Annotated in this window: 15 protein-coding genes and 2 tRNA genes; 13 read left to right on the forward strand and 4 right to left on the reverse strand. The window is 60.3% G+C overall.

The annotated features are described in order from the left end of the window. The first annotated feature begins 59 nt into the window (after positions 1–59). The 3 genes from AOA62_RS05760 (at position 60) to AOA62_RS05770 (ending at position 4666) form a co-directional block, all read left to right on the forward strand. A complete protein-coding gene (locus AOA62_RS05760; RefSeq protein WP_017138459.1) occupies positions 60–1247 on the forward strand; it encodes an ATP phosphoribosyltransferase regulatory subunit in 1188 nt (395 codons plus the stop codon). Between the two features lie 54 nt (positions 1248–1301). Then, positions 1302–2591 (forward strand): adenylosuccinate synthase, encoded by a 1290-nt coding sequence (locus AOA62_RS05765; protein ID WP_017138458.1) that lies wholly within the window; start codon positions 1302–1304, stop codon positions 2589–2591. A gap of 140 nt (positions 2592–2731) precedes the next feature. Beyond that, entirely contained in the window at positions 2732–4666 is a 1935-nt protein-coding gene (locus tag AOA62_RS05770) for a methyl-accepting chemotaxis protein (RefSeq protein ID WP_099548095.1), read from the forward strand. A gap of 108 nt (positions 4667–4774) precedes the next feature. Here the strand turns inward: AOA62_RS05770 and AOA62_RS05775 are convergent, their stop codons facing one another. From AOA62_RS05775 to AOA62_RS05790, 4 genes are all read right to left on the reverse strand, one after another. Continuing rightward, positions 4775–6328, reverse strand: a complete 1554-nt coding sequence (locus AOA62_RS05775; protein WP_099548096.1) for an iron ABC transporter permease — start codon at positions 6326–6328, stop codon at positions 4775–4777. Then, entirely contained in the window at positions 6328–7353 is a 1026-nt protein-coding gene (locus AOA62_RS05780; protein WP_099548097.1) for an extracellular solute-binding protein, read from the reverse strand. Before AOA62_RS05780 ends, AOA62_RS05775 begins: the two co-directional genes overlap by 1 nt. Before the next feature lie 144 nt (positions 7354–7497). Beyond that, positions 7498–7584, reverse strand: a tRNA-Leu gene (locus tag AOA62_RS05785). Between the two features lie 153 nt (positions 7585–7737). Continuing rightward, positions 7738–7824: transfer RNA gene (locus AOA62_RS05790), tRNA-Leu, on the reverse strand. Between the two features lie 224 nt (positions 7825–8048). Between AOA62_RS05790 and rnr the strand changes: the two genes are divergently transcribed. The 10 genes from rnr to AOA62_RS05840 all read left to right on the forward strand — a co-directional run bounded on the left by rnr (position 8049) and on the right by AOA62_RS05840 (position 19383). Then, positions 8049–10685, forward strand: a complete 2637-nt coding sequence (gene rnr / locus AOA62_RS05795; RefSeq protein ID WP_099548098.1) for a ribonuclease R — start codon at positions 8049–8051, stop codon at positions 10683–10685. Next, positions 10682–11437 (forward strand): 23S rRNA (guanosine(2251)-2'-O)-methyltransferase RlmB, encoded by a 756-nt coding sequence (gene rlmB / locus AOA62_RS05800; protein WP_017138453.1) that lies wholly within the window; start codon positions 10682–10684, stop codon positions 11435–11437. The genes rnr and rlmB overlap by 4 nt, the downstream gene beginning before the upstream one ends. Before the next feature lie 327 nt (positions 11438–11764). Continuing rightward, the gene (rpsF, locus tag AOA62_RS05805) at positions 11765–12187 is read left to right on the forward strand and encodes a 30S ribosomal protein S6 (RefSeq protein ID WP_003217491.1); all 423 of its coding nucleotides are present in this window, start codon (positions 11765–11767) and stop codon (positions 12185–12187) included. Positions 12188–12215: 28 nt separating this feature from the next. Continuing rightward, the gene (rpsR, locus tag AOA62_RS05810) at positions 12216–12446 is read left to right on the forward strand and encodes a 30S ribosomal protein S18 (RefSeq protein WP_002551829.1); all 231 of its coding nucleotides are present in this window, start codon (positions 12216–12218) and stop codon (positions 12444–12446) included. A gap of 36 nt (positions 12447–12482) precedes the next feature. Then, positions 12483–13376 carry a hypothetical protein gene (locus AOA62_RS05815; protein WP_099548099.1) on the forward strand — a complete coding sequence of 298 codons (894 nt, stop codon included), beginning with the start codon at positions 12483–12485 and terminating at the stop codon, positions 13374–13376. A gap of 18 nt (positions 13377–13394) precedes the next feature. After that, a complete protein-coding gene (gene rplI, locus AOA62_RS05820) occupies positions 13395–13841 on the forward strand; it encodes a 50S ribosomal protein L9 (RefSeq protein WP_003171376.1) in 447 nt (148 codons plus the stop codon). A gap of 110 nt (positions 13842–13951) precedes the next feature. Beyond that, complete coding sequence (dnaB, locus tag AOA62_RS05825; RefSeq protein ID WP_017138451.1) at positions 13952–15349, forward strand: replicative DNA helicase; 1398 nt, start codon at positions 13952–13954, stop codon at positions 15347–15349. 190 nt (positions 15350–15539) lie between these two features. Next, complete coding sequence (locus tag AOA62_RS05830; RefSeq protein WP_017138450.1) at positions 15540–17843, forward strand: YgiQ family radical SAM protein; 2304 nt, start codon at positions 15540–15542, stop codon at positions 17841–17843. 161 nt (positions 17844–18004) lie between these two features. Next, positions 18005–18937, forward strand: coding sequence for an NAD synthetase (locus AOA62_RS05835; protein WP_099548100.1), 933 nt, complete (start codon positions 18005–18007; stop codon positions 18935–18937). Further along, positions 18934–19383 (forward strand): hypothetical protein, encoded by a 450-nt coding sequence (locus AOA62_RS05840; protein WP_099548101.1) that lies wholly within the window; start codon positions 18934–18936, stop codon positions 19381–19383. The genes AOA62_RS05835 and AOA62_RS05840 overlap by 4 nt, the downstream gene beginning before the upstream one ends. Positions 19384–19461 lie beyond the last annotated feature (78 nt).

Raw genomic sequence — 19461 nt, forward strand, 5'->3', positions numbered from 1 at the left:
TCTGCTTCACTCAAGGCTCGGCCGAGGGCTGGCCGCCCGGATCATAGGGGAATGGCGTAATGGCAACGGTAGACCGCTGGCTGCTGCCAGATGGCATCGAAGAAGTACTGCCACCAGAAGCTGCGCGCATTGAAGTAGCGCGTCGCCAGGTGTTGGATCTGTTCCAGAGCTGGGGTTACGAGTTTGTCGTGACCCCCCATATCGAGTACCTGGAATCCCTGCTGACCGGCGCGGGCCAGGACCTGGATCTGCGCACCTTCAAGGTCATCGACCCGCAATCGGGCCGGCAAATGGGTTTCCGTGCCGACATCACGCCGCAGGTGGCGCGCATTGATGCGCACACCCTGCGCCGCGAAGGCCCGAGCCGCCTGTGCTACGCCGGCAGCGTGCTGCATGCTCAGCCGCGTGCTTTGTCGTCTTCGCGCAGCCCGATCCAGTTGGGCGCCGAGTTGTACGGTGATGCCAGCCCGAGCAGCGACGTTGAAGTGATCAGCCTGATGCTGGCCATGCTGCAACTGGCTGATGTGCCGGATGTACACATGGACCTGGGCCACGTTGGTATCTACCGTGGTCTGGCCCGTGCGGCTGGTTTGTCCGGTGAAGTGGAGCAACAGTTGTTCGATGCCTTGCAGCGCAAGGCTATCGATGAAGTCATCGCCCTGACTGCAGGCGTGCCTGCGGACCTGGCCGACATGTTGCGCGCACTGGTGAACCTGTGCGGTGGCCGTGAAGTGCTGGTGGCTGCCCGTGAGCGCCTGGCCAATGCGCCGGCGCCGGTATTGGCTGCACTGGATGATGTGTTTGCGATTGCCGAGCAGTTGTCGGCGCGCTTCCCCGAGTTGCCGCTGTATTTCGACCTGGGTGAGTTGCGCGGCTATCACTACCACACCGGTGTGGTGTTTGCCGTTTTTGTGCCGGGTGTTGGCCAGGCCATCGCCCAGGGCGGTCGTTATGACGATATCGGCGCTGACTTCGGTCGCGCACGTCCGGCGACTGGCTTTTCTACCGATTTGAAAACCCTGGTGACCCTGGGGCGTGCTGAGGTCGAGCTGCCGTCTGGTGGCATCTGGATGCCCGACAGTACGGACGCAGCACTCTGGCAGCAGGTTTGCCAGTTGCGCAGTGAGGGTCAGCGTGTTGTCCAGGCTTTGCCTGGGCAGCCATTGGCCGCCGCCCGTGAAGCGGACTGCGACCGGCAATTGATTCTGCAGAACGGGCTTTGGCAAGTATCGCCACTGGCTTCTTGAGTTTTCCTGCCGGCCATCGCCGGCACCAAGTTTGCGCGAATGAGGACAAGTGTTATGGGTAAGAATGTCGTAGTCCTGGGCACCCAATGGGGTGATGAGGGCAAAGGCAAGATCGTTGATCTGCTGACCGAACATGCTGCCGCCGTAGTGCGCTACCAAGGTGGCCACAACGCTGGCCACACCCTGGTCATCGATGGCGAAAAAACCGTTTTGCACCTGATCCCGTCGGGCGTGCTGCGCGAAGGCGTGCAGTGCCTGATCGGCAACGGTGTTGTGGTTGCACCTGACGCCCTGCTGCGTGAGATCACCAAGCTGGAAGAGAAAGGCGTACCGGTGCGCGAGCGCCTGCGTATCAGCCCGTCCTGCCCGCTGATCCTGTCCTTCCACGTTGCGCTGGACCAGGCCCGTGAAAAGGCGCGTGGCGAGCTGAAGATCGGCACCACCGGTCGCGGCATTGGCCCGGCTTACGAAGACAAGGTTGCACGTCGTGGCCTGCGTGTGGGCGACCTGCTCAACATGCCGCGCTTTGAAGACAAGCTGCGTGAGCTGGTGGATTACCACAACTTCATGCTTGTGGGTTACTACAAAGAGCCGGCCATCGAGTTCGAAAAGACTCTGGCTGAGTGCAAGGAATACGCTGAGCTGCTCAAGCCGCTGATGCTGGACGTGACCGCCGAGCTGCACGACCTGCGTCGCGCCGGCAAAGACATCATGTTCGAAGGCGCCCAGGGTTCGTTGCTGGACATCGATCACGGCACCTATCCGTACGTGACCAGCTCCAACACCACCGCGGGTGGCGTTGCGACCGGTTCGGGCGTTGGCCCGATGTTCCTGGACTACATCCTGGGCATCACCAAGGCTTACACCACGCGCGTGGGTTCGGGCCCGTTTCCGACTGAGCTGTTCGACGCAGTCGGCGCGCACCTGGCCAAGCAAGGTCACGAGTTCGGTGCTACCACTGGCCGCGCCCGTCGTTGCGGCTGGTTCGACGCCGTTATCCTGCGCCGCGCTATCGATGTGAACAGCATCTCGGGCATCTGCCTGACCAAGCTGGACGTTCTCGACGGCCTGGAAACCATCAACATCTGCATCGGCTACAAAGATGCCGAAGGCAAGGATGTTGCACCGACCGACGCTGACAGCTACGTAGGCCTGCAGCCTGTGTACGAAGAAGTGCCGGGCTGGACCGAGTCGACCGTGGGCGCCAAAACCCTGGAAGAGCTGCCAGCCAACGCCCGTGCCTACATCAAGCGTGTTGAAGAGCTGATCGGCGCGCCGATCGACATTATTTCGACAGGCCCGGACCGCAACGAGACCATCGTTCTGCGTCACCCGTTCGCTTAACAAGCTGTTGATGTAAAAAGTAAAAGGGCTCCTTCGGGAGCCCTTTTTCGTGGCCGGCTGGCAATCGGCACGACCCTTGCTACGGTTCTTTCTTTCGCGGTGCTATCAAATTAATGGCACCCGTGGTGGAGGGATTTACCGTGTCTGCCGTTCTCTCATTGTTACAAAGCCGGCTGTTGCGGCCGGTGTTCGTTACCCTAGGTATCGCTCTTTTGGTGCAAGTGCTGGTGGCCGTTGCCCTGACGCGAAGCACCGTGACGGCGTTGGAAGCGGATTTAAGCAGCCGCCTGGGTGCCGACAGCCAGAAACTGTCTGGCGAGCTGGCGCAAGCCGGCAAGGAAGTCACCTCGAGCCTGGACAGCTTGTCTTCGAGCACGCGCCAGCGCCTGACCGCAGGGCTTTCCACGCGCCTGCAAGAGGAGCAGAAGCAACTGCGTGCGACCCTGGAAAAAGACCTGCAGGACTCGGCCAATGACATGGCCCAACTGCTGGCGTCGGTGGCGCCCCGCGCCATGTGGGACAGCGACGTGCCGACATTGTCGGAGTTCGCCCGGCGCGCCCAGCGTAATCCCAACGTGTTGTTCGTGGTGTATGACGACGCCGCTGGCGAGCACCTGACCCGTTACCTCAATCGCGAAAACCCGATCAACCAGGCACTGCTCGACAAGGGCAAGGGCGACCGAGCCTTGGATAAGGTCCTGGATGCGGCTAAAAACGACCCTTCGGTGTTCTACGTCGAGGCGTCCATCAGCCCCAACGGCACGGAGATCGGCAAAGTCCGCATGGGCGTCTCGACCAAAGCCGTAGAGGCCGACCTGGCGGCGCTGGACAAGCGTTTTGCCGCACTGATCGCGAGCAGTGATCAGTTGGTCGGTGACAGCCTCAAAGGCGCCGCCGCCGACAGCGCAGCGGCCATGGGCGCGCGCCTGCAATCGGCGCAAGCCACTGCCACCCAGATGACCGCCAACACCAGCGGCGCCGTACAGGACGCTGCGGGAGCGTTGCGCTGGCGCATCGGCCTGGGGCTCGCCATTGTCGGGTTTGGCGTATTACTGCTGATCGCCATCGTGCTGGGGCGCCGTGTGGTCAATCGGCTGAAGTTGTTGATTGCCGCTATGGACGACCTGGCGGCGGGCGAGGGCGACCTCACCAAGCGTGTGCAGATCAACAGCAAGGACGAAATCGGCGACATGGCCTCGGCGGTCAATCGCTTTGTGGATAAGTTGCAGCCAATCGTGCGTGAGGCCGGCGATGTGGCACAGCGCACCGGCGTCGAAATCGGCGCCATGACCTTGCGCAATGCCGGGGCTGACAAGGCGGCCGGTTTGCAGCGCGACGAAGTTGCCGAAAGCTTGCGCGCTCTGTCGCAAATGGCCGATGAGGCCCAGGCCGAAAGCCATGCAATGCAGGCAGCGTTGCAGCAGGTGGTGGGTATTCGCCAGGCCACGGACGAAAACTCACGGACCTCGGCTGAGGTCGGCAGCCTGATCGAAGCGCTGGCGGGGCAAGTGCAGGCCGGTTCCCAGGTGATCGAGCGGTTGGCGCAGCAAAGCGAGCAGATCGAAGTGGTGTTGACGGTGATTCACGGGATTGCCGAGCAGACCAACCTGCTGGCCCTGAATGCGGCGATTGAAGCGGCGCGTGCCGGTGAGACCGGGCGAGGTTTTGCGGTGGTGGCGGACGAAGTGCGGGCGCTGGCGAGTAAAACCCAAAGCTCCACTGGGGATATCCAGGCGCATATCGTGGCGTTGCAGCAGGGCGCACGGGAAGCGGTGGAAACCATCGGCAAGGCCGGGCGCCAGGCGAATGAAGGGTTGTTGGTGCTGCGCGACAGTGTGCGCTTGCAACAGTCGGTGCAGGCTTCGGTGGAGCAAGTGCATGCGGCGATTGGCCTGGCGACGCGTGCGGCCGAGCACCAGGCCCAGGGCGCGCATGCGGTGCGTGGCCGGGTCGAGGTGATCCACGCCCAGGCCGAGCGGGCCGCGCAGGCGGTGGTGGAGACGACGGCCAGTGGCAAGGTGCTGGATGGGTTGGCAGCGCAGTTGAAGGCGAGTTTGGGGCAGTTTCGGGCTTAGCGTCGTCTGCGCCGGCCTCATCGCAGGCAAGCCAGCTCCCACATTTGACCGAGTTCCAGCGTTGGAATGCAATCGAATGTGGGAGCTGGCTTGCCTGCGATAGCGGTCTCAGCGGCTCAAATACATCCGCGTCGTCAGCAGATACACCGGCAACCCCGACACCAGAATCAACAGCGCCGCATACGGCGCCGCCGCCGCAAACTCAACATTCGAGGTATGCGCCCACACGGCAGTCGCCAGGGTATTCAGCCCCGTAGGGCTGAGCAGCAAAGTCGCCGTCAGCTCCTTCATCGCATCCAGAAACACCAACGCGAACGCCGCCCCCAAGGCCGGGAAAATAATCGGCAAGGTCACCCGGCAAAACGCGCTGAACGACGAGGAGCCCAGCGTGCGTGCCGCCTCCTCCAATTGCGGCGCAGCTTTGTTCAGTGCGGTTCGAATCGGCGCCTGAGCGAGCGGCAAAAACAATAGCGCATAAGCAATCAGCAGCAGCGCCGAGGTCTGATACAGCGCCGGCACATAGTGCAGGGCGAAATACACCAGTGTCAGCGCAATCACCAACCCTGGCAGGGCATGCAGCAGATAAGGCAGGCGCTCAGCCCAAATCGCCAACTGGCCTTTGTAGCGCACCACCAGCAGCCCCACCGGTACAGCTAATACCAGGCAAAGTGCAGCGCCGCCCAACGACAGTGCCAGAGAGGACAGCAGCGCCTCACCAATTTCGGCCACCGGGAATGCCGCCGATGAGCCCACTGCCAGCCAGTAAGCGAGCATCCCCAGCGGAATGCCGCTGCCAATGATCGCCAGCGCCAGGCAGTACAGCTGGCCCACGGTCGACCATTTGCCCAGCTTGACCTGTTCAGCATGCCGCGCCGCGCCCTGGCCGATGCGCACATGCCGGCCTTTGCCGCGCACCCGCAGCTCCAGCCACAGCAGCGTCAGGCACATCACCAGCAGCACCGCCGAGAGCATCGCGGCATTGGCGTTGCTGAATTCCAGTTCGAACTGTTGGTAGATCGCGGTGGTAAAGGTTTGCAGGCCGATGATCGACAGCGCGCCGAATTCCACCAGCATATGCAGCGCGATCAGCAGGGCTCCGGCCAGCAGCGAGGGCCAGAGCAACGGCAGTGTAATTCGGAAAAAAACGCCCCAGCGATTCAGTCCCAGCGTGCGGGCCGACTCTTCAAGGGATGGATCAAGATTGCGCAATGTCGCCGCCACCGGCAGAAACACCAGTGGGTACTTGGACAGGGTCATCACCAGTATTGCCCCGCCAAGCCCTTCGAAGTTGGCGCTCAGCGAGACCCAGGTAAAGCTGCTGACAAAGGCCGGTACCGCAAACGGCAGGCACAGGATTACTCCCCAGATGCGTCGCCCCGGCAGGTTGCTGCGCTCCAGTAGCCACGCCAGTGACAGGCCGATCACGCCGCAAGCCACCGTCACCCCAACCATCAAAGCCAAGGTGTTGCGCAACAGCCCGAACACATACGGCCGCCACAGCAGGTGCACCGCCTCCGCCCAGCCGGCCTGCCAGGCCTTGGTCCCGACATATACCAGCGGCAGCAGGCTCAGGCCAACCAGAAACAGCACGGGTAACAACAACCAGATCGACGGGCGTTTGCGCCGGGGGGTGAACACCCCGGCGGGTAGCGATGGGTTCATCAGTTCAAGCCAACGTCACGTTCCAGGTCCAGGGCTTCTTCGGCGTTGCCAAGGTCTGCCGGGGTGACTTTCGGCGGTTGCAGCTCGCTGAACGGCTTGAGGCCGCGATTGGATTGCATGCCCTTGCGCAGCGGGTATTCGGCCGAGGTATTGGTGATGACGCGCTGGCCTTCTTCACTGGCCATGAATGCCAGGAGTTGCTGGGCTTCTTTGGGGTGCTTGCTGGATTTGAGCGCCGCCGCCGAGGACACGGTGATCAGGCCGCCCACATCGCCATCGGTGAAGTAATGCAGCTGAGAATCCAGGTTGGTTTTTTCTTTCTTCAGGGCGAACCAGTAGTAGTTGTTCAGCAGCACGGTGGCCACTTCGCCGTTTTCCACGGCCTTGAGCGCGACCATATTGTTGCTGTACACCTTGCCGAAGGCGCGCAGGCCGGTCAGCCATTCTTCAGCAGCTTCGCGACCGTGCAGCTTGATAATCGCCACGGCCTGCTCCTGAAATGCGCCACTGGTGGGCACGAAGCCGACTTTGCCTTGCCACTCGGGGCCAGCGAAATCGAGTACCGATTTGGGCAGGTCTTTTTCGGCGATCAGTTTGGGGTTAAAGGCCACGACGCGGGTACGAGCGGTCACGCCCATCCAGTCACCGTTGCTGCCGACGTAATCCTTGGGCAATACGTCCAGCGTGCTCGCATCAATCTTGGCCAGCAGGCCTTGCTCGCCGAGTTTGTTCAGCGGCGGCGATTCTTCTGTGTAGATCACATCGGCAGGGGAGCGCGCGCCTTCTTCCACGACCTGGCTGGCGAGCTGGTTGCTGCTGCCTTTGCGCACGTTGACGTGAATGCCGGTCTTGGCTTCGAAGGCCTTGGCGAGTTCATCGCCGACTTCTTTGTGCTGGCCGTTGTACAGGGTCAGGGACACCTTGTCGGCGGAGTAGGCGGTGGGCGAGAGCAGCGTCAAGCCAAGCAGGGTGAGGGTCAGGCCACGCAGAAGGGATGTCTTGAGACGGTTATCGCGGATCATCATCCGAAGTGTTCCTCGCTTGTATGCAACAAATCATTGCAAGGATAAACGATAAAACTTCTCAAGTGCGGATGAGGGGAGAATCCTTGGGGAAGTTTTCAAACCCCGGAAACGAAAAAACCCGCTTTCGCGGGTTTGATCTGAATTTGGTGCCCAGGAGAAGACTCGAACTTCCACGACCTTGCGATCACCAGCACCTGAAGCTGGCGTGTCTACCAATTTCACCACCTGGGCATTATCAACAACGCTTGCGCTGTTGATGGAGCGAACTATACGGAGCGCTTTTTAATCTGTAAACCCCTGATATCAAAAATATAATTCAATATTCTTGTTAAAAATCAGAGGCCTGAAACGAAAAAACCCGCTTTCGCGGGTTTAATCTGAATTTGGTGCCCAGGAGAAGACTCGAACTTCCACGACCTTGCGATCACCAGCACCTGAAGCTGGCGTGTCTACCAATTTCACCACCTGGGCAGCATCAACAACGTTGCCGTCGTCGATGGCGCGCACTATACGGAGGCGATTTTGAGCTGTAAAGCCCTGCGATGAAAAAAGCCCGGAAAATTTCGCCAATGGTCATTCAAGGCGCTTTCCGAGGGCTGCAAAGGCCTTTTAAACGCTTGTTGACACCTGAAATTTCCCGTTTCAATACGCGTATGCCAAACTAACCCGCATATAGACAAGGTGAAAACTCTCTAATGGCCGATTGGCAGTCCCTCGATCCCGAGGCCGCTCGTGAAGCGGAAAAATATGAAAACCCTATTCCTAGCCGCGAACTGATCCTGGCGCATCTCGCCGATCGTGGTTCGCCTGCTAGCCGCGAGCAGTTGGTTGAAGAGTTCGGTCTGACCACCGAAGACCAGCTCGAAGCCCTGCGCCGCCGTTTGCGTGCCATGGAGCGCGATGCTCAACTGATCTACACCCGTCGTGGCACCTATGCGCCTGTGGATAAGCTCGACTTGATCCTGGGCCGCATCGCCGGCCATCGGGATGGCTTCGGCTTCCTGATCCCGGATGACGGCAGCGACGACCTGTTCATGAGCCCGGCGCAAATGCGCCTGGTATTCGACGGCGACCGTGCCCTGGCCCGCGTTTCCGGCCTGGACCGTCGTGGTCGCCGTGAAGGCGTGATCGTCGAAGTGGTGTCCCGTGCCCACGAGTCCATCGTTGGCCGTTACTTCGAAGAAGGCGGCATCGGCTTTGTAGTGCCGGATAACCCGAAGGTCCAGCAGGAAGTGCTGATTACCCCGGGTCGCAATGGTGCCGCCAAGGTCGGCCAGTTCGTCGAGGTGAAAATCACCCACTGGCCAACCGCGCGCTTCCAGCCACAGGGCGATATTGTTGAAGTGGTCGGCAACTACATGGCGCCGGGCATGGAAATCGACGTTGCGCTGCGCACCTACGATATTCCTCACGTCTGGCCGGAGGCTGTGCTCAAGGAAGCCGCCAAGCTCAAGCCGGAAGTGGAAGAGAAAGACAAGGAAAAACGCATCGACCTGCGCCATCTGCCGTTCGTCACCATCGACGGCGAAGATGCCCGCGACTTCGACGATGCGGTCTATTGCGAAGCCAAGCCTGGCAAGCTGCGCCTGTTCTCCGGCGGCTGGAAGTTGTTCGTCGCGATTGCCGACGTCTCCAGCTATGTGAAGATCGGTTCGGCCCTGGATAACGAAGCCCAGGTGCGCGGCAACTCCGTGTACTTCCCTGAGCGCGTGATCCCGATGCTGCCTGAGCAGCTGTCCAACGGCCTGTGCTCCCTGAACCCGAAAGTCGACCGTTTGGCCATGGTGTGCGAGATGACCATCTCCAAAACCGGCGAAATGACCGACTACCAGTTCTACGAAGCGGTGATCCACTCCCAGGCACGCCTGACCTACAACAAGGTCAGCACCATCCTGGAAGCGCCGAAGACCAGCGAAGCAAAGGCCCTGCGTGGCGAATATGCCGACGTAGTGCCGCACCTCAAGCAGCTTTACGCGCTGTACAAGGTGTTGCTGGGCGCACGTCATGTACGTGGCGCAATCGACTTTGAAACCCAGGAAACCCGGATTGTCTTCGGTTCCGAGCGCAAGATCGCGGCCATTACGCCGACCACGCGTAACGATGCGCACAAGCTGATCGAGGAGTGCATGCTGGCGGCCAACGTGGCCACCGCAGAGTTCCTCAAAAAGCACGAAATTCCTGCCCTGTACCGCGTGCACGACGGCCCGCCGCCGGAGCGTTTGGAAAAACTGCGCGCTTTCCTCGGTGAGCTTGGCCTGTCCCTGCACAAAGGCAAGGACGGCCCGACGCCGAAGGATTACCAGGCGCTGCTGGCCAGCATCAAGGACCGTCCGGATTACCACGTGATCCAGACCGTGATGCTGCGCTCTCTGAGCCAGGCGGTGTACAGCGCCGATAACCAGGGCCACTTCGGCCTGAATTACGAGGCGTACACCCACTTCACTTCGCCGATTCGTCGTTACCCGGACCTGCTCACGCACCGGGCGATCCGCAGCGTGATCCACTCCAAGCAGAACACCCCGCACGTCAAGCGCGCCGGTGCCATGACCATTCCGAAGGCACGGATCTATCCGTACGACGAAGCGGCCCTGGAACAGCTGGGCGAGCAGTGCTCCATGAGCGAGCGCCGCGCCGACGAAGCCACCCGCGACGTAGTGAACTGGCTCAAGTGCGAGTTCATGAAAGACCGCGTGGGCGAGTCGTTCCCTGGTGTGATCACTGCCGTGACGGGTTTTGGCCTGTTCGTCGAGCTGACCGACATTTACGTCGAAGGCTTGGTGCACGTCACTGCGCTGCCGGGCGATTACTACCACTTCGACCCTGTGCATCACCGCCTGGCGGGCGAGCGTACCGGTCGCAGCTTCCGTTTGGGTGACACCGTGGAAGTGCAGGTCATGCGCGTCGACCTCGACGAGCGCAAGATCGACTTCGGCATGCCCGACAAGCCGACCGAAACACCGACTGGCCGTAAAAAGCGTGGCAGCGAACCGACTGCGCCAGCCAGCAAAGGCAAGGGCGCGCCTGCGAAAGCAGCGCCCACCGAGCCTGCGCCAGCCAAGGCCGCTCGTCGTTCGTCCACCAAGGAGAAGGCCCCAGAGGCCTACCGCCCGAGCGATGCAGCGGCGAAAAACGCTGAAGTGCGCAAGAGCCGTGAGTTGAAGCAGCAGTTGCTCAACGAAGCCAAAAGCGGTGGTAAAGCGGCGTCTGGGGGAAAGTCCCACGGGGCGGAAAAGCCGTCGAGCAAACCGAGTAAACACCGTAAAGGCCCGCCTAAAGCGGGTTCGGCCCCCGCGAAAAGCGGCGGGTCGCGCAAACCTAAGGCCAAGTCATGAGTCTGGAAAAAATCTACGGCGTGCACGCCGTAGAAGCACTGCTGCGTCATCACCCTAAACGCGTCAAGCAGGTGTGGTTGGCCGAAGGCCGCAGCGAGCCGCGTGTACAAGCGCTGGTCGAGCTGGCTACGCAAAACAAGGTTGCCATCGGCCAGGCCGAGCGCCGTGAAATGGACGTGTGGGTCGAGGGCGTTCACCAAGGCGTGGTTGCGGACGTAAGCCCGAGCCAGGTCTGGGGCGAAGCGATGCTCGACGAGCTGCTCGACCGTACCGAAGGCGCACCGCTGTTGCTGGTGCTGGACGGCGTGACCGACCCGCACAACCTCGGCGCTTGCCTGCGTTCGGCCGATGCCGCCGGTGCGCTGGCGGTGATCGTGCCTAAGGACAAGTCGGCAACCCTGACGCCGGTCGTGCGTAAAGTCGCGTGCGGCGCGGCGGAAGTGATTCCACTGGTGGCCGTGACCAACCTGGCGCGTACCCTGGAGAAACTCCAGCAGCGCGGCCTTTGGATCGTGGGCACCGCAGGCGAGGCCGAGGTCAGCATTTATGACCAGGACCTCACTGGCCCGACTATCCTGATCATGGGTGCCGAAGGCAAAGGCATGCGTCGCCTGACCCGCGAGCATTGCGATTACCTGGTGAAATTGCCGATGGCCGGTAGCGTCAGCAGCCTCAACGTGTCGGTTGCCACCGGTGTGTGCCTGTTCGAAGCCCAGCGTCAGCGCGGTGCCAAGGCCAAGAGCAAGAAGTAACCCGATCAAAAATGTGCGGCCGGGCTTGTGTGGGAGCTGGCTTGCCTGCGATAGCATCACCTCTGTATCACTGATACACCGAGGTGCCTGCATCGCAGGCAAGCCAGCTCCCACAGAATTTCAGCTCCCGCAGTCGTTTCAGGGTGTTTGGAAGATTGTTCAAATAATCACCAATCACCTTGCGCCGTTTCTCCCCCTTCTCTACAATTGCGCCCCTTGCCTTCCTGGCAGGCACCTATGTGCCTCCCTGCGGCAAGATCCATAAGTGTCATTCACTCCTTGTCTGACCGTTTTTGAGCGGCAGGCTACAACCCGTAAGGAGCATTCATGCGTCATTACGAAATCATCTTTTTGGTCCACCCGGATCAAAGCGAGCAAGTCGGCGGCATGGTTGAGCGTTACACCAAGCTGATCGAAGAAGACGGCGGCAAAATCCACCGTCTGGAAGATTGGGGCCGTCGTCAACTGGCCTACGCAATCAACAATGTTCACAAGGCTCACTACGTGATGCTGAACGTTGAGTGCACTGGCAAGGCCCTGGCCGAGCTGGAAGACAACTTCCGCTACAACGATGCAGTGATCCGTAACCTGGTCATCCGTCGCGAAGAAGCCGTTACCGGCCAATCCGAGATGCTCAAGGCTGAAGAAAACCGCAGTGAGCGCCGTGAGCGTCGCGACCGTCCTGAGCACGAAGGCGCCGAAAGCGCTGATAGTGATGACAGCGACAACAGCGATAACGCTGACGAGTAATCCACGGACCTTTTAAGGAGCCTATCAAATGGCACGTTTCTTCCGTCGTCGTAAATTCTGCCGCTTCACCGCTGAAGACGTGAAAGAGATCGATTACAAAGATCTCAACACTCTGAAAGCCTACGTATCCGAGACCGGCAAAATCGTTCCAAGCCGTATCACCGGTACCAAAGCACGTTATCAGCGTCAGCTGGCCACCGCTATCAAGCGCGCCCGCTTCCTGGCCCTGCTGGCCTACACCGACAGCCACGGCCGCTGAGACCGGGCAGTCGACAAGTAGTAAGGGATTGAATGCATGCGCGCCTTAGCTGAGTTCATCATGCGCGGTCGCGTGCAGGCCACTCTGGTAGTGGCCGGATGTGCGGCATTGCCGCTGCTTTATTGGTTGGGTGCTGCTGCAGGTTGCCTTGTGCTCCTGCGGCGCGGTTTGAAGGACGCCCTTGGCGTTCTTGCCCTGGGATTGTTGCCGGCCTTGATCTGGTGGCTTCAATTCGGTGATCCACGGGTACTTCTGGTACTGCTGGGGTCATCGAGCCTTGCGTTGGTTTTACGCGCAAGTGAGTCCTGGGTCCGCACGCTGCTGGTCAGCGTGGCATTGGGGTTGGTGTACTCAGTGATGCTTGGCGCGGCTTTCCGCCCGCAAATCGAAGCGCTGTCGCAAGAGATCGTCAAGATCCTGCCGATGGCCCTCGGGGATCTCTACCAGCAATTGTCGGTAGATGAGCGAGCGCGGTTTGCGTCACTGATTGCCCCGGTCCTGACCGGCCTGATTGCGGCATTGTTGCAGGTCGTCAGCGTGCTGAGCCTGATTGTTGGGCGTTATTGGCAAGCGTTGTTGTACAACCCGGGTGGTTTTGGTCGCGAATTTCGCAGTATCAGAATCCCAGCGGGGCCGGCGATGTTGCTGCTGGCGTGCATGGTTGTCGGGCCGAACTTCGGCCCACAGATGGCCTTGCTGGCGCCGATTTGCAGTGTACCGCTGGTGTTTGCCGGGCTGGCCCTGATTCACGGGCTGGTTGCGCGAAAGCGCCTGGCCAAGTTCTGGCTGGTGGGGTTGTACGTCACGATGTTGCTGTTTATGCAGCTGATCTATCCGTTACTCGTGGTTTTGGCCATTGTCGACGGCCTGATTGATTTTCGCGGTCGTCTGGCGTCGAAAGACGCCGATAACGCGAACGGTGAAGGTTAAAAGTTAGAGGATTTTCACATGCAACTGATCCTTCTGGAAAAAGTCGCCAACCTGGGCAACCTGGGCGACAAAGTGAACGTTAAGGCCGGCTACGGTCGTAACTACCTGCTGCCATACGGCAAAGCCACCGCTGCAACCGCTGCCAACCTGGCTGCGTTTGAAGAGCGTCGTGCTGAGCTGGAAAAAGCAGCAGCAGACAAAAAAGCTTCGGCCGAAACTCGCGCTGCCCAACTGGCTGAGCTGGAAGTGACTATCACTGCCACCGCCGGTGACGAAGGCAAGCTGTTCGGTTCGATCGGCACCCACGACATCGCTGATGCACTGACCGCCTCCGGCGTTGAAGTGCAGAAGAGCGAAGTTCGTCTGCCGAACGGCACCATCCGCAACGTAGGCGAATTCGACGTAGCCGTGCACCTGCACGCTGAAGTTGAAGCCACCGTACGCGTTGTAGTGGTAGCAGCTTAAGCAACACCTAACTGACTGGCACCTCGCGTGCCAGGCGGTTAACATCGGGCACGATCCTGTTTACAGGTCGTGCCTTTTGTTTTTCTACACACCCCTAATTCCAAGTGGCCATGAACGATATTTCAGCTCCTGAGCAATACGATCTGCAAACCGCTGCCCTGAAGGTGCCGCCGCATTCCATCGAGGCCGAACAGGCCGTGCTCGGTGGCTTGATGCTGGATAACAACGCCTGGGAACGCGTGCTGGATCAAGTCTCGGACGGTGATTTCTATCGCCATGACCACCGCCTGATCTTCCGCGCCATTGCCAAGCTGGCCGACCAGAACTCGCCGATCGACGTGGTGACCCTGGCCGAACAGCTGGACAAGGAAGGCCAGACCTCCCAAGTCGGCGGTCTGGGCTACCTGGGTGAGCTGGCGAAAAACACGCCATCCGTCGCCAACATCAAGGCGTATGCGCAGATCGTTCGCGAGCGCGCCACGCTGCGCCAGTTGATCGGTATCAGCACCGAAATCGCCGACAGCGCCTTTAACCCTGAAGGCCGCACTGCCGCCGAGATCCTCGACGAAGCTGAGCGCCAGATCTTCCAGATCGCCGAAGCGCGGCCGAAAACCGGCGGCCCAGTCAGCGTCAACGACCTGTTGACCAAGGCCATCGACCGCATCGACACCTTGTTCAACACCGACAACGCCATCACGGGTATTTCCACCGGCTACACCGACCTCGACGAGAAGACCAGCGGCTTGCAGCCGTCTGACTTGATCATCGTCGCCGGCCGTCCATCCATGGGTAAAACCACCTTTGCGATGAACCTGGTGGAAAACGCCGTGTTGCGCAGCGACAAAGCCGTCTTGGTTTACTCGCTGGAGATGCCAGGTGAATCGCTGATCATGCGTATGCTTTCCTCGCTTGGCCGTATCGACCAGACCAAGGTGCGAGCCGGTCGCCTGGAAGACGACGATTGGCCGCGCCTGACGTCGGCGGTCAACTTGCTTAACGACCGCAAGCTGTTTATCGATGACACCGCCGGTATCAGCCCATCAGAGATGCGTGCACGTACTCGCCGGCTGGTGCGTGAGCACGGCGACATCGCCCTGATCATGATCGACTACCTGCAGCTGATGCAGATCCCAGGCTCCAGCGGCGACAACCGCACCAACGAGATTTCCGAAATCTCCCGGTCGCTCAAAGCCCTGGCCAAGGAATTCAACTGCCCGGTGGTGGCGCTGTCCCAGCTCAACCGTTCCCTTGAGCAACGCCCGAACAAGCGCCCGGTGAACTCCGACTTGCGGGAATCCGGAGCGATCGAGCAGGATGCTGACGTGATCATGTTCGTGTACCGCGACGAGGTGTATCACCCCGAAACGGAGCACAAGGGCATTGCCGAAATCATCATCGGCAAGCAGCGGAACGGGCCAATCGGCTTTATCCGCCTGGCGTTTATCGGTAAGTACACGCGCTTCGAGAACCTGGCGCCGGGTAGCTATAACTTCGACGATGATGAGTAAGTTTCAGCGCCTGTAAGGGCCTTATCGCAGGCAAGCCAGCTCCCACACTCGAACGGTGAATACCTTCAAATGTGGGAGCTGGCTTGCCTGCGATTGCATCAGCACAATTCCGACCATTACCGTCGGAATTGGTCAAAATTTGTGCTATATTCCGCGCCCGCGATTTTTCATCTCAACACCGGTCACCGTCATGCAAACAGCCAAGCCGTTATTTGACTATCCCAAGTACTGGGCCGAATGTTTCGGTCCTGCGCCATTCCTGCCGATGAGCAGGGAGGAGATGGATCAGCTTGGCTGGGATTCCTGCGACATCATCATCGTCACCGGTGATGCGTATGTGGATCACCCGTCGTTTGGCATGGCGATCATCGGCCGGCTGCTGGAGTCCCAGGGCTTTCGCGTCGGGATCATTGCGCAGCCGAACTGGCAGTCCAAAGACGACTTCATGAAGCTCGGCGAGCCGAACCTGTTCTTCGGCGTCGCGGCCGGCAACATGGACTCGATGATCAACCGTTACACCGCCGACAAGAAAATCCGCTCCGACGACGCCTACACCCCAGGCGGCATGGCCGGCAAACGCCCGGACCGCGCCAGCCTGGTGTACAGCCAGCGTTGCAAGGAAGCCTACAAGAACGTGCCGATCGTACTTGGCGGCATCGAAGCGTCCCTGCGCCGCATCGCCCACTACGACTACTGGCAGGACCGTGTGCGCAACTCGATCCTGATCGATGCCTGCGCCGACATCCTGCTGTACGGCAACGCCGAGCGGGCCATCGTCGAAGTTGCCCAGCGCCTGTCGTGGGGCCACAAGATCGAAGACATCACCGACGTGCGCGGCACCGCGTTCATTCGCCGTGACACGCCTGAAGGCTGGTACGAGGTGGACTCCACGCGTATCGACCGTCCGGGCAAGATCGACAAGATCATCAACCCGTATGTGAATACCCAGGACACCCAGGCCTGCGCCATCGAGCAGGAAAAAGGCCCGGTTGAAGACCCGGAAGAAGCCAAGGTCGTACAAATTCTTGCCAGCCCGCGCATGACCCGTGACAAGACAGTCATTCGTCTGCCGTCCATGGAAAAAGTCCGTGGCGACTCGGTCCTGTACGCCCACGCCAACCGCGTGCTGCACCTGGAAACCAACCCAGGCAATGCCCGCGCTTTGGTGCAGAAGCATGGCGAAGTGGACGTGTGGTTCAACCCGCCGCCCATCCCTATGACCACCGAAGAAATGGACTACGTGTTCGGCATGCCTTACGCCCGCGTCCCGCACCCGGTGTACGGCAAGGAAAAGATCCCGGCCTACGACATGATCCGTTTCTCGGTGAACATCATGCGTGGCTGCTTCGGTGGCTGTACTTTCTGCTCGATCACCGAGCACGAAGGCCGCATCATCCAGAACCGTTCCGAAGAGTCGATCATTCGCGAGATCGAAGAGATCCGCGACAAAGTGCCAGGCTTCACCGGCGTGATCTCCGACCTCGGCGGCCCGACCGCGAACATGTACCGCATCGCCTGCAAGAGCCCGGAAATCGAATCCGCGTGCCGCAAGCCGTCATGCGTGTTCCCGGGCATCTGCCCGAACCTGAACACCGATCACTCCTCGTTGATTCAGCTGTATCGCAGCGCCCGTGCGTTGCCGGGTGTGAAGAAGATTCTGATTGCTTCCGGCCTGCGCTACGACCTCGCGGTCGAGTCGCCGGAATACGTCAAGGAACTGGTTACCCACCACGTCGGCGGTTACCTCAAGATCGCCCCGGAACACACCGAGGAAGGTCCGCTCAACCAGATGATGAAACCGGGCATTGGCAGCTATGACAAGTTCAAGCGCATGTTCGAGAAGTACACCAAGGAAGCGGGCAAGGAGCAGTACCTGATTCCTTACTTCATCGCCGCCCACCCCGGCACCACCGATGAAGACATGATGAACCTGGCCCTGTGGCTCAAGGGCAATGGCTTCCGTGCCGACCAGGTACAGGCGTTCTACCCGTCGCCGATGGCCACCGCCACCGCCATGTACCACTCGGGCAAGAACCCGCTGCGCAAGGTCACCTACAAGAGCGACGCGGTCACCATCGTCAAGAGCGAGGAACAGCGCCGTCTGCACAAGGCCTTCCTGCGCTACCACGACCCGAAAGGCTGGCCGATGCTGCGTGAAGCACTGACGCGCATGGGCCGCGCCGACCTGATCGGGCCGGGCAAGGATCAGTTGATCCCGCTGCACCAGCCGTCCACCGACAGCTACCAGAGCGCCCGTCGCAAGAACTCGACGCCGGCTGGCAGCCATAAGGTTGCGAAGGAAACCACCACCAGGATCCTCACCCAGCACACCGGCCTGCCACCGCGCGGCAGTGATGGCAGCAACCCGTGGGACAAGCGTGAGCAAGCCAAGGCGGCAGCTCAGGCGCGTAACAAGCAGGCGGCTAAAGAACGCAGTGATGCGGCGAAGGGCAAAGGCGGCAAGCCTGCGCGCAAGCCGGTCGTGCCGCGCTGATCGCAACCTGAATATGCAAAACGCCAGCCTCGTGCTGGCGTTTTGCTTTCTATTCGATTGCGTGCCTGTTTGTTAAGGTGTCGCCCATTAGATCGCCATCGCAGGCAAGCCAGCTCCCACAAAGCCGGCCCGGCCACCCTCATATTCAAGGAAGAATACCCATGAGCAACCCCCTGCTCTCCATCGGCATGGACTCCAACCGCTCCCAATTCATGGCGCGCCAGCGCATCGAAAGCCAGATCAACCTGCCACGGTTGTTCGCCGCCATCGATGCCGACCCCGGCATTGTCGGCGCCGGTGTGGTGTACATCGACGCCGACTTCAATGTCATCACCCTGCGCGAATTCAAGCCCCTCTGCAGCATCAAGCCCAAGCGCATCATTTTGCGCGAAGCACAGAAGTACATTTCGCCCGCGCAGTTTGTGGAGCAGGTCAAGACCGACCCACGGGAAGAACGCCTCAGAAAAGAGGCGTTTGATATGGGCTTGTCGTGCACCGCCGCGATTATCGGTTGGATCGTGGTGTTCAGCGGCAGCGTCGCCGTGCCTTTTACGGCGGGCGCCAGCGCGTTCGTGGTGGGCATTGGCGTGACGGCGGCGCTGGCCAGCAGTGCGCAATGCGGGTTTGGCGTGGCGCGTACCTACAACGAGATACTCGACCCTGACGCTAACGACCGGATGGATGACGCCGAATGGTTCGGCGCTGTTTCAACCATCCTTGATACGGCTTCCCTGGTGGGGATCGGCACCGGCGCGCTGACCACGGTGAAGCTGCTCAGGGCCAAAAAGGCTGCCGCTCTGGGCAAGAGTTGGTATGAATTGCTCAAGGGTTTAAATCGCCAGGAACGCAAGAAACTGACCAAGGAGCTGCTAAGCCTGCGCGACCCCAGCCTGACGCCCAAGTTGCTCAAGTTGCAGCAGCGTGCAGGCAAATTGACCAAGAGCTTCAGCTCCACGGAAATTCGGCATGCCACCCTGACCCAGATGAAAGACGCATTGGGCGGCATCCTCGGTATCGTGGGCAGCTACCGCAGCGGTAGCGTGGGCACCGCCACCACCCTTGCAATCGGCTTGTACGAGGACCTCACCGAATGAAAGGTTTCCCCGACATGGGCAGTTTCCTCGCGCGCTATTTCCCGGTGTTCATGGGCACGATCTTCATGGCGATCTTTTCCGGCGCGTCTGCTGTATCCCTCGCCGGCGTGACGTATTTGCGGGGTGTCGATCCGTCGCTTAAATCCGACTACTCAGGCCTGGCGATTTTGTTGCTGGTGGCGGTGCTGGTCTTTGCCAACGTGATGGTTGCGCGTGGCCGCCCATGGGCCACCGGCCTGGTGGCGGGTTATCTGGGTTGCTGCCTGCTGTTCGTGCTGCCGATGATCCAGTACCCCATTCCCAAACTGGTCTACGGTTCGGCTGTGCTCTTTCCGCTGTTGGGGTTGCTCCTGCTTAACAGCAAGCGCCACCGCGAAATGCGCCAAAAGCTGCTCGAAGTCCGCCACCTTCGCGAAGCCACGATCGCTCGCCACAAAACGCGCTGACTGGGTAGATTCACTACCCGGCCTCACACGCACGCCACAAATATGTGCAAGCCTTGCACCACGGCACCCACGTTGGCG

This window comes from Pseudomonas sp. 2995-3 (genome assembly GCF_002742565.1).
Classification (GTDB): domain Bacteria; phylum Pseudomonadota; class Gammaproteobacteria; order Pseudomonadales; family Pseudomonadaceae; genus Aquipseudomonas; species Aquipseudomonas edaphica.

Excerpts from the sequence above, each read along its gene's own strand:
- AOA62_RS05830 (WP_017138450.1), top strand. The coding sequence starts at position 15,540 with ATGCAAACAGCCAAGCCGTTATTTGACTATCCCAAGTACTGGGCCGAA.
- rpsF (WP_003217491.1), top strand. The coding sequence starts at position 11,765 with ATGCGTCATTACGAAATCATCTTTTTGGTCCACCCGGATCAAAGCGAG.
- AOA62_RS05765 (WP_017138458.1), top strand. The coding sequence starts at position 1,302 with ATGGGTAAGAATGTCGTAGTCCTGGGCACCCAATGGGGTGATGAGGGC.
- AOA62_RS05815 (WP_099548099.1), top strand. The coding sequence starts at position 12,483 with ATGCGCGCCTTAGCTGAGTTCATCATGCGCGGTCGCGTGCAGGCCACT.
- AOA62_RS05780 (WP_099548097.1), bottom strand. The coding sequence starts at position 7,353 with ATGATGATCCGCGATAACCGTCTCAAGACATCCCTTCTGCGTGGCCTG.
- AOA62_RS05835 (WP_099548100.1), top strand. The coding sequence starts at position 18,005 with ATGAGCAACCCCCTGCTCTCCATCGGCATGGACTCCAACCGCTCCCAA.
- rnr (WP_099548098.1), top strand. The coding sequence starts at position 8,049 with ATGGCCGATTGGCAGTCCCTCGATCCCGAGGCCGCTCGTGAAGCGGAA.
- AOA62_RS05775 (WP_099548096.1), bottom strand. The coding sequence starts at position 6,328 with ATGAACCCATCGCTACCCGCCGGGGTGTTCACCCCCCGGCGCAAACGC.
- AOA62_RS05760 (WP_017138459.1), top strand. The coding sequence starts at position 60 with ATGGCAACGGTAGACCGCTGGCTGCTGCCAGATGGCATCGAAGAAGTA.
- rpsR (WP_002551829.1), top strand. The coding sequence starts at position 12,216 with ATGGCACGTTTCTTCCGTCGTCGTAAATTCTGCCGCTTCACCGCTGAA.
- rlmB (WP_017138453.1), top strand. The coding sequence starts at position 10,682 with ATGAGTCTGGAAAAAATCTACGGCGTGCACGCCGTAGAAGCACTGCTG.
- AOA62_RS05840 (WP_099548101.1), top strand. The coding sequence starts at position 18,934 with ATGAAAGGTTTCCCCGACATGGGCAGTTTCCTCGCGCGCTATTTCCCG.
- rplI (WP_003171376.1), top strand. The coding sequence starts at position 13,395 with ATGCAACTGATCCTTCTGGAAAAAGTCGCCAACCTGGGCAACCTGGGC.
- dnaB (WP_017138451.1), top strand. The coding sequence starts at position 13,952 with ATGAACGATATTTCAGCTCCTGAGCAATACGATCTGCAAACCGCTGCC.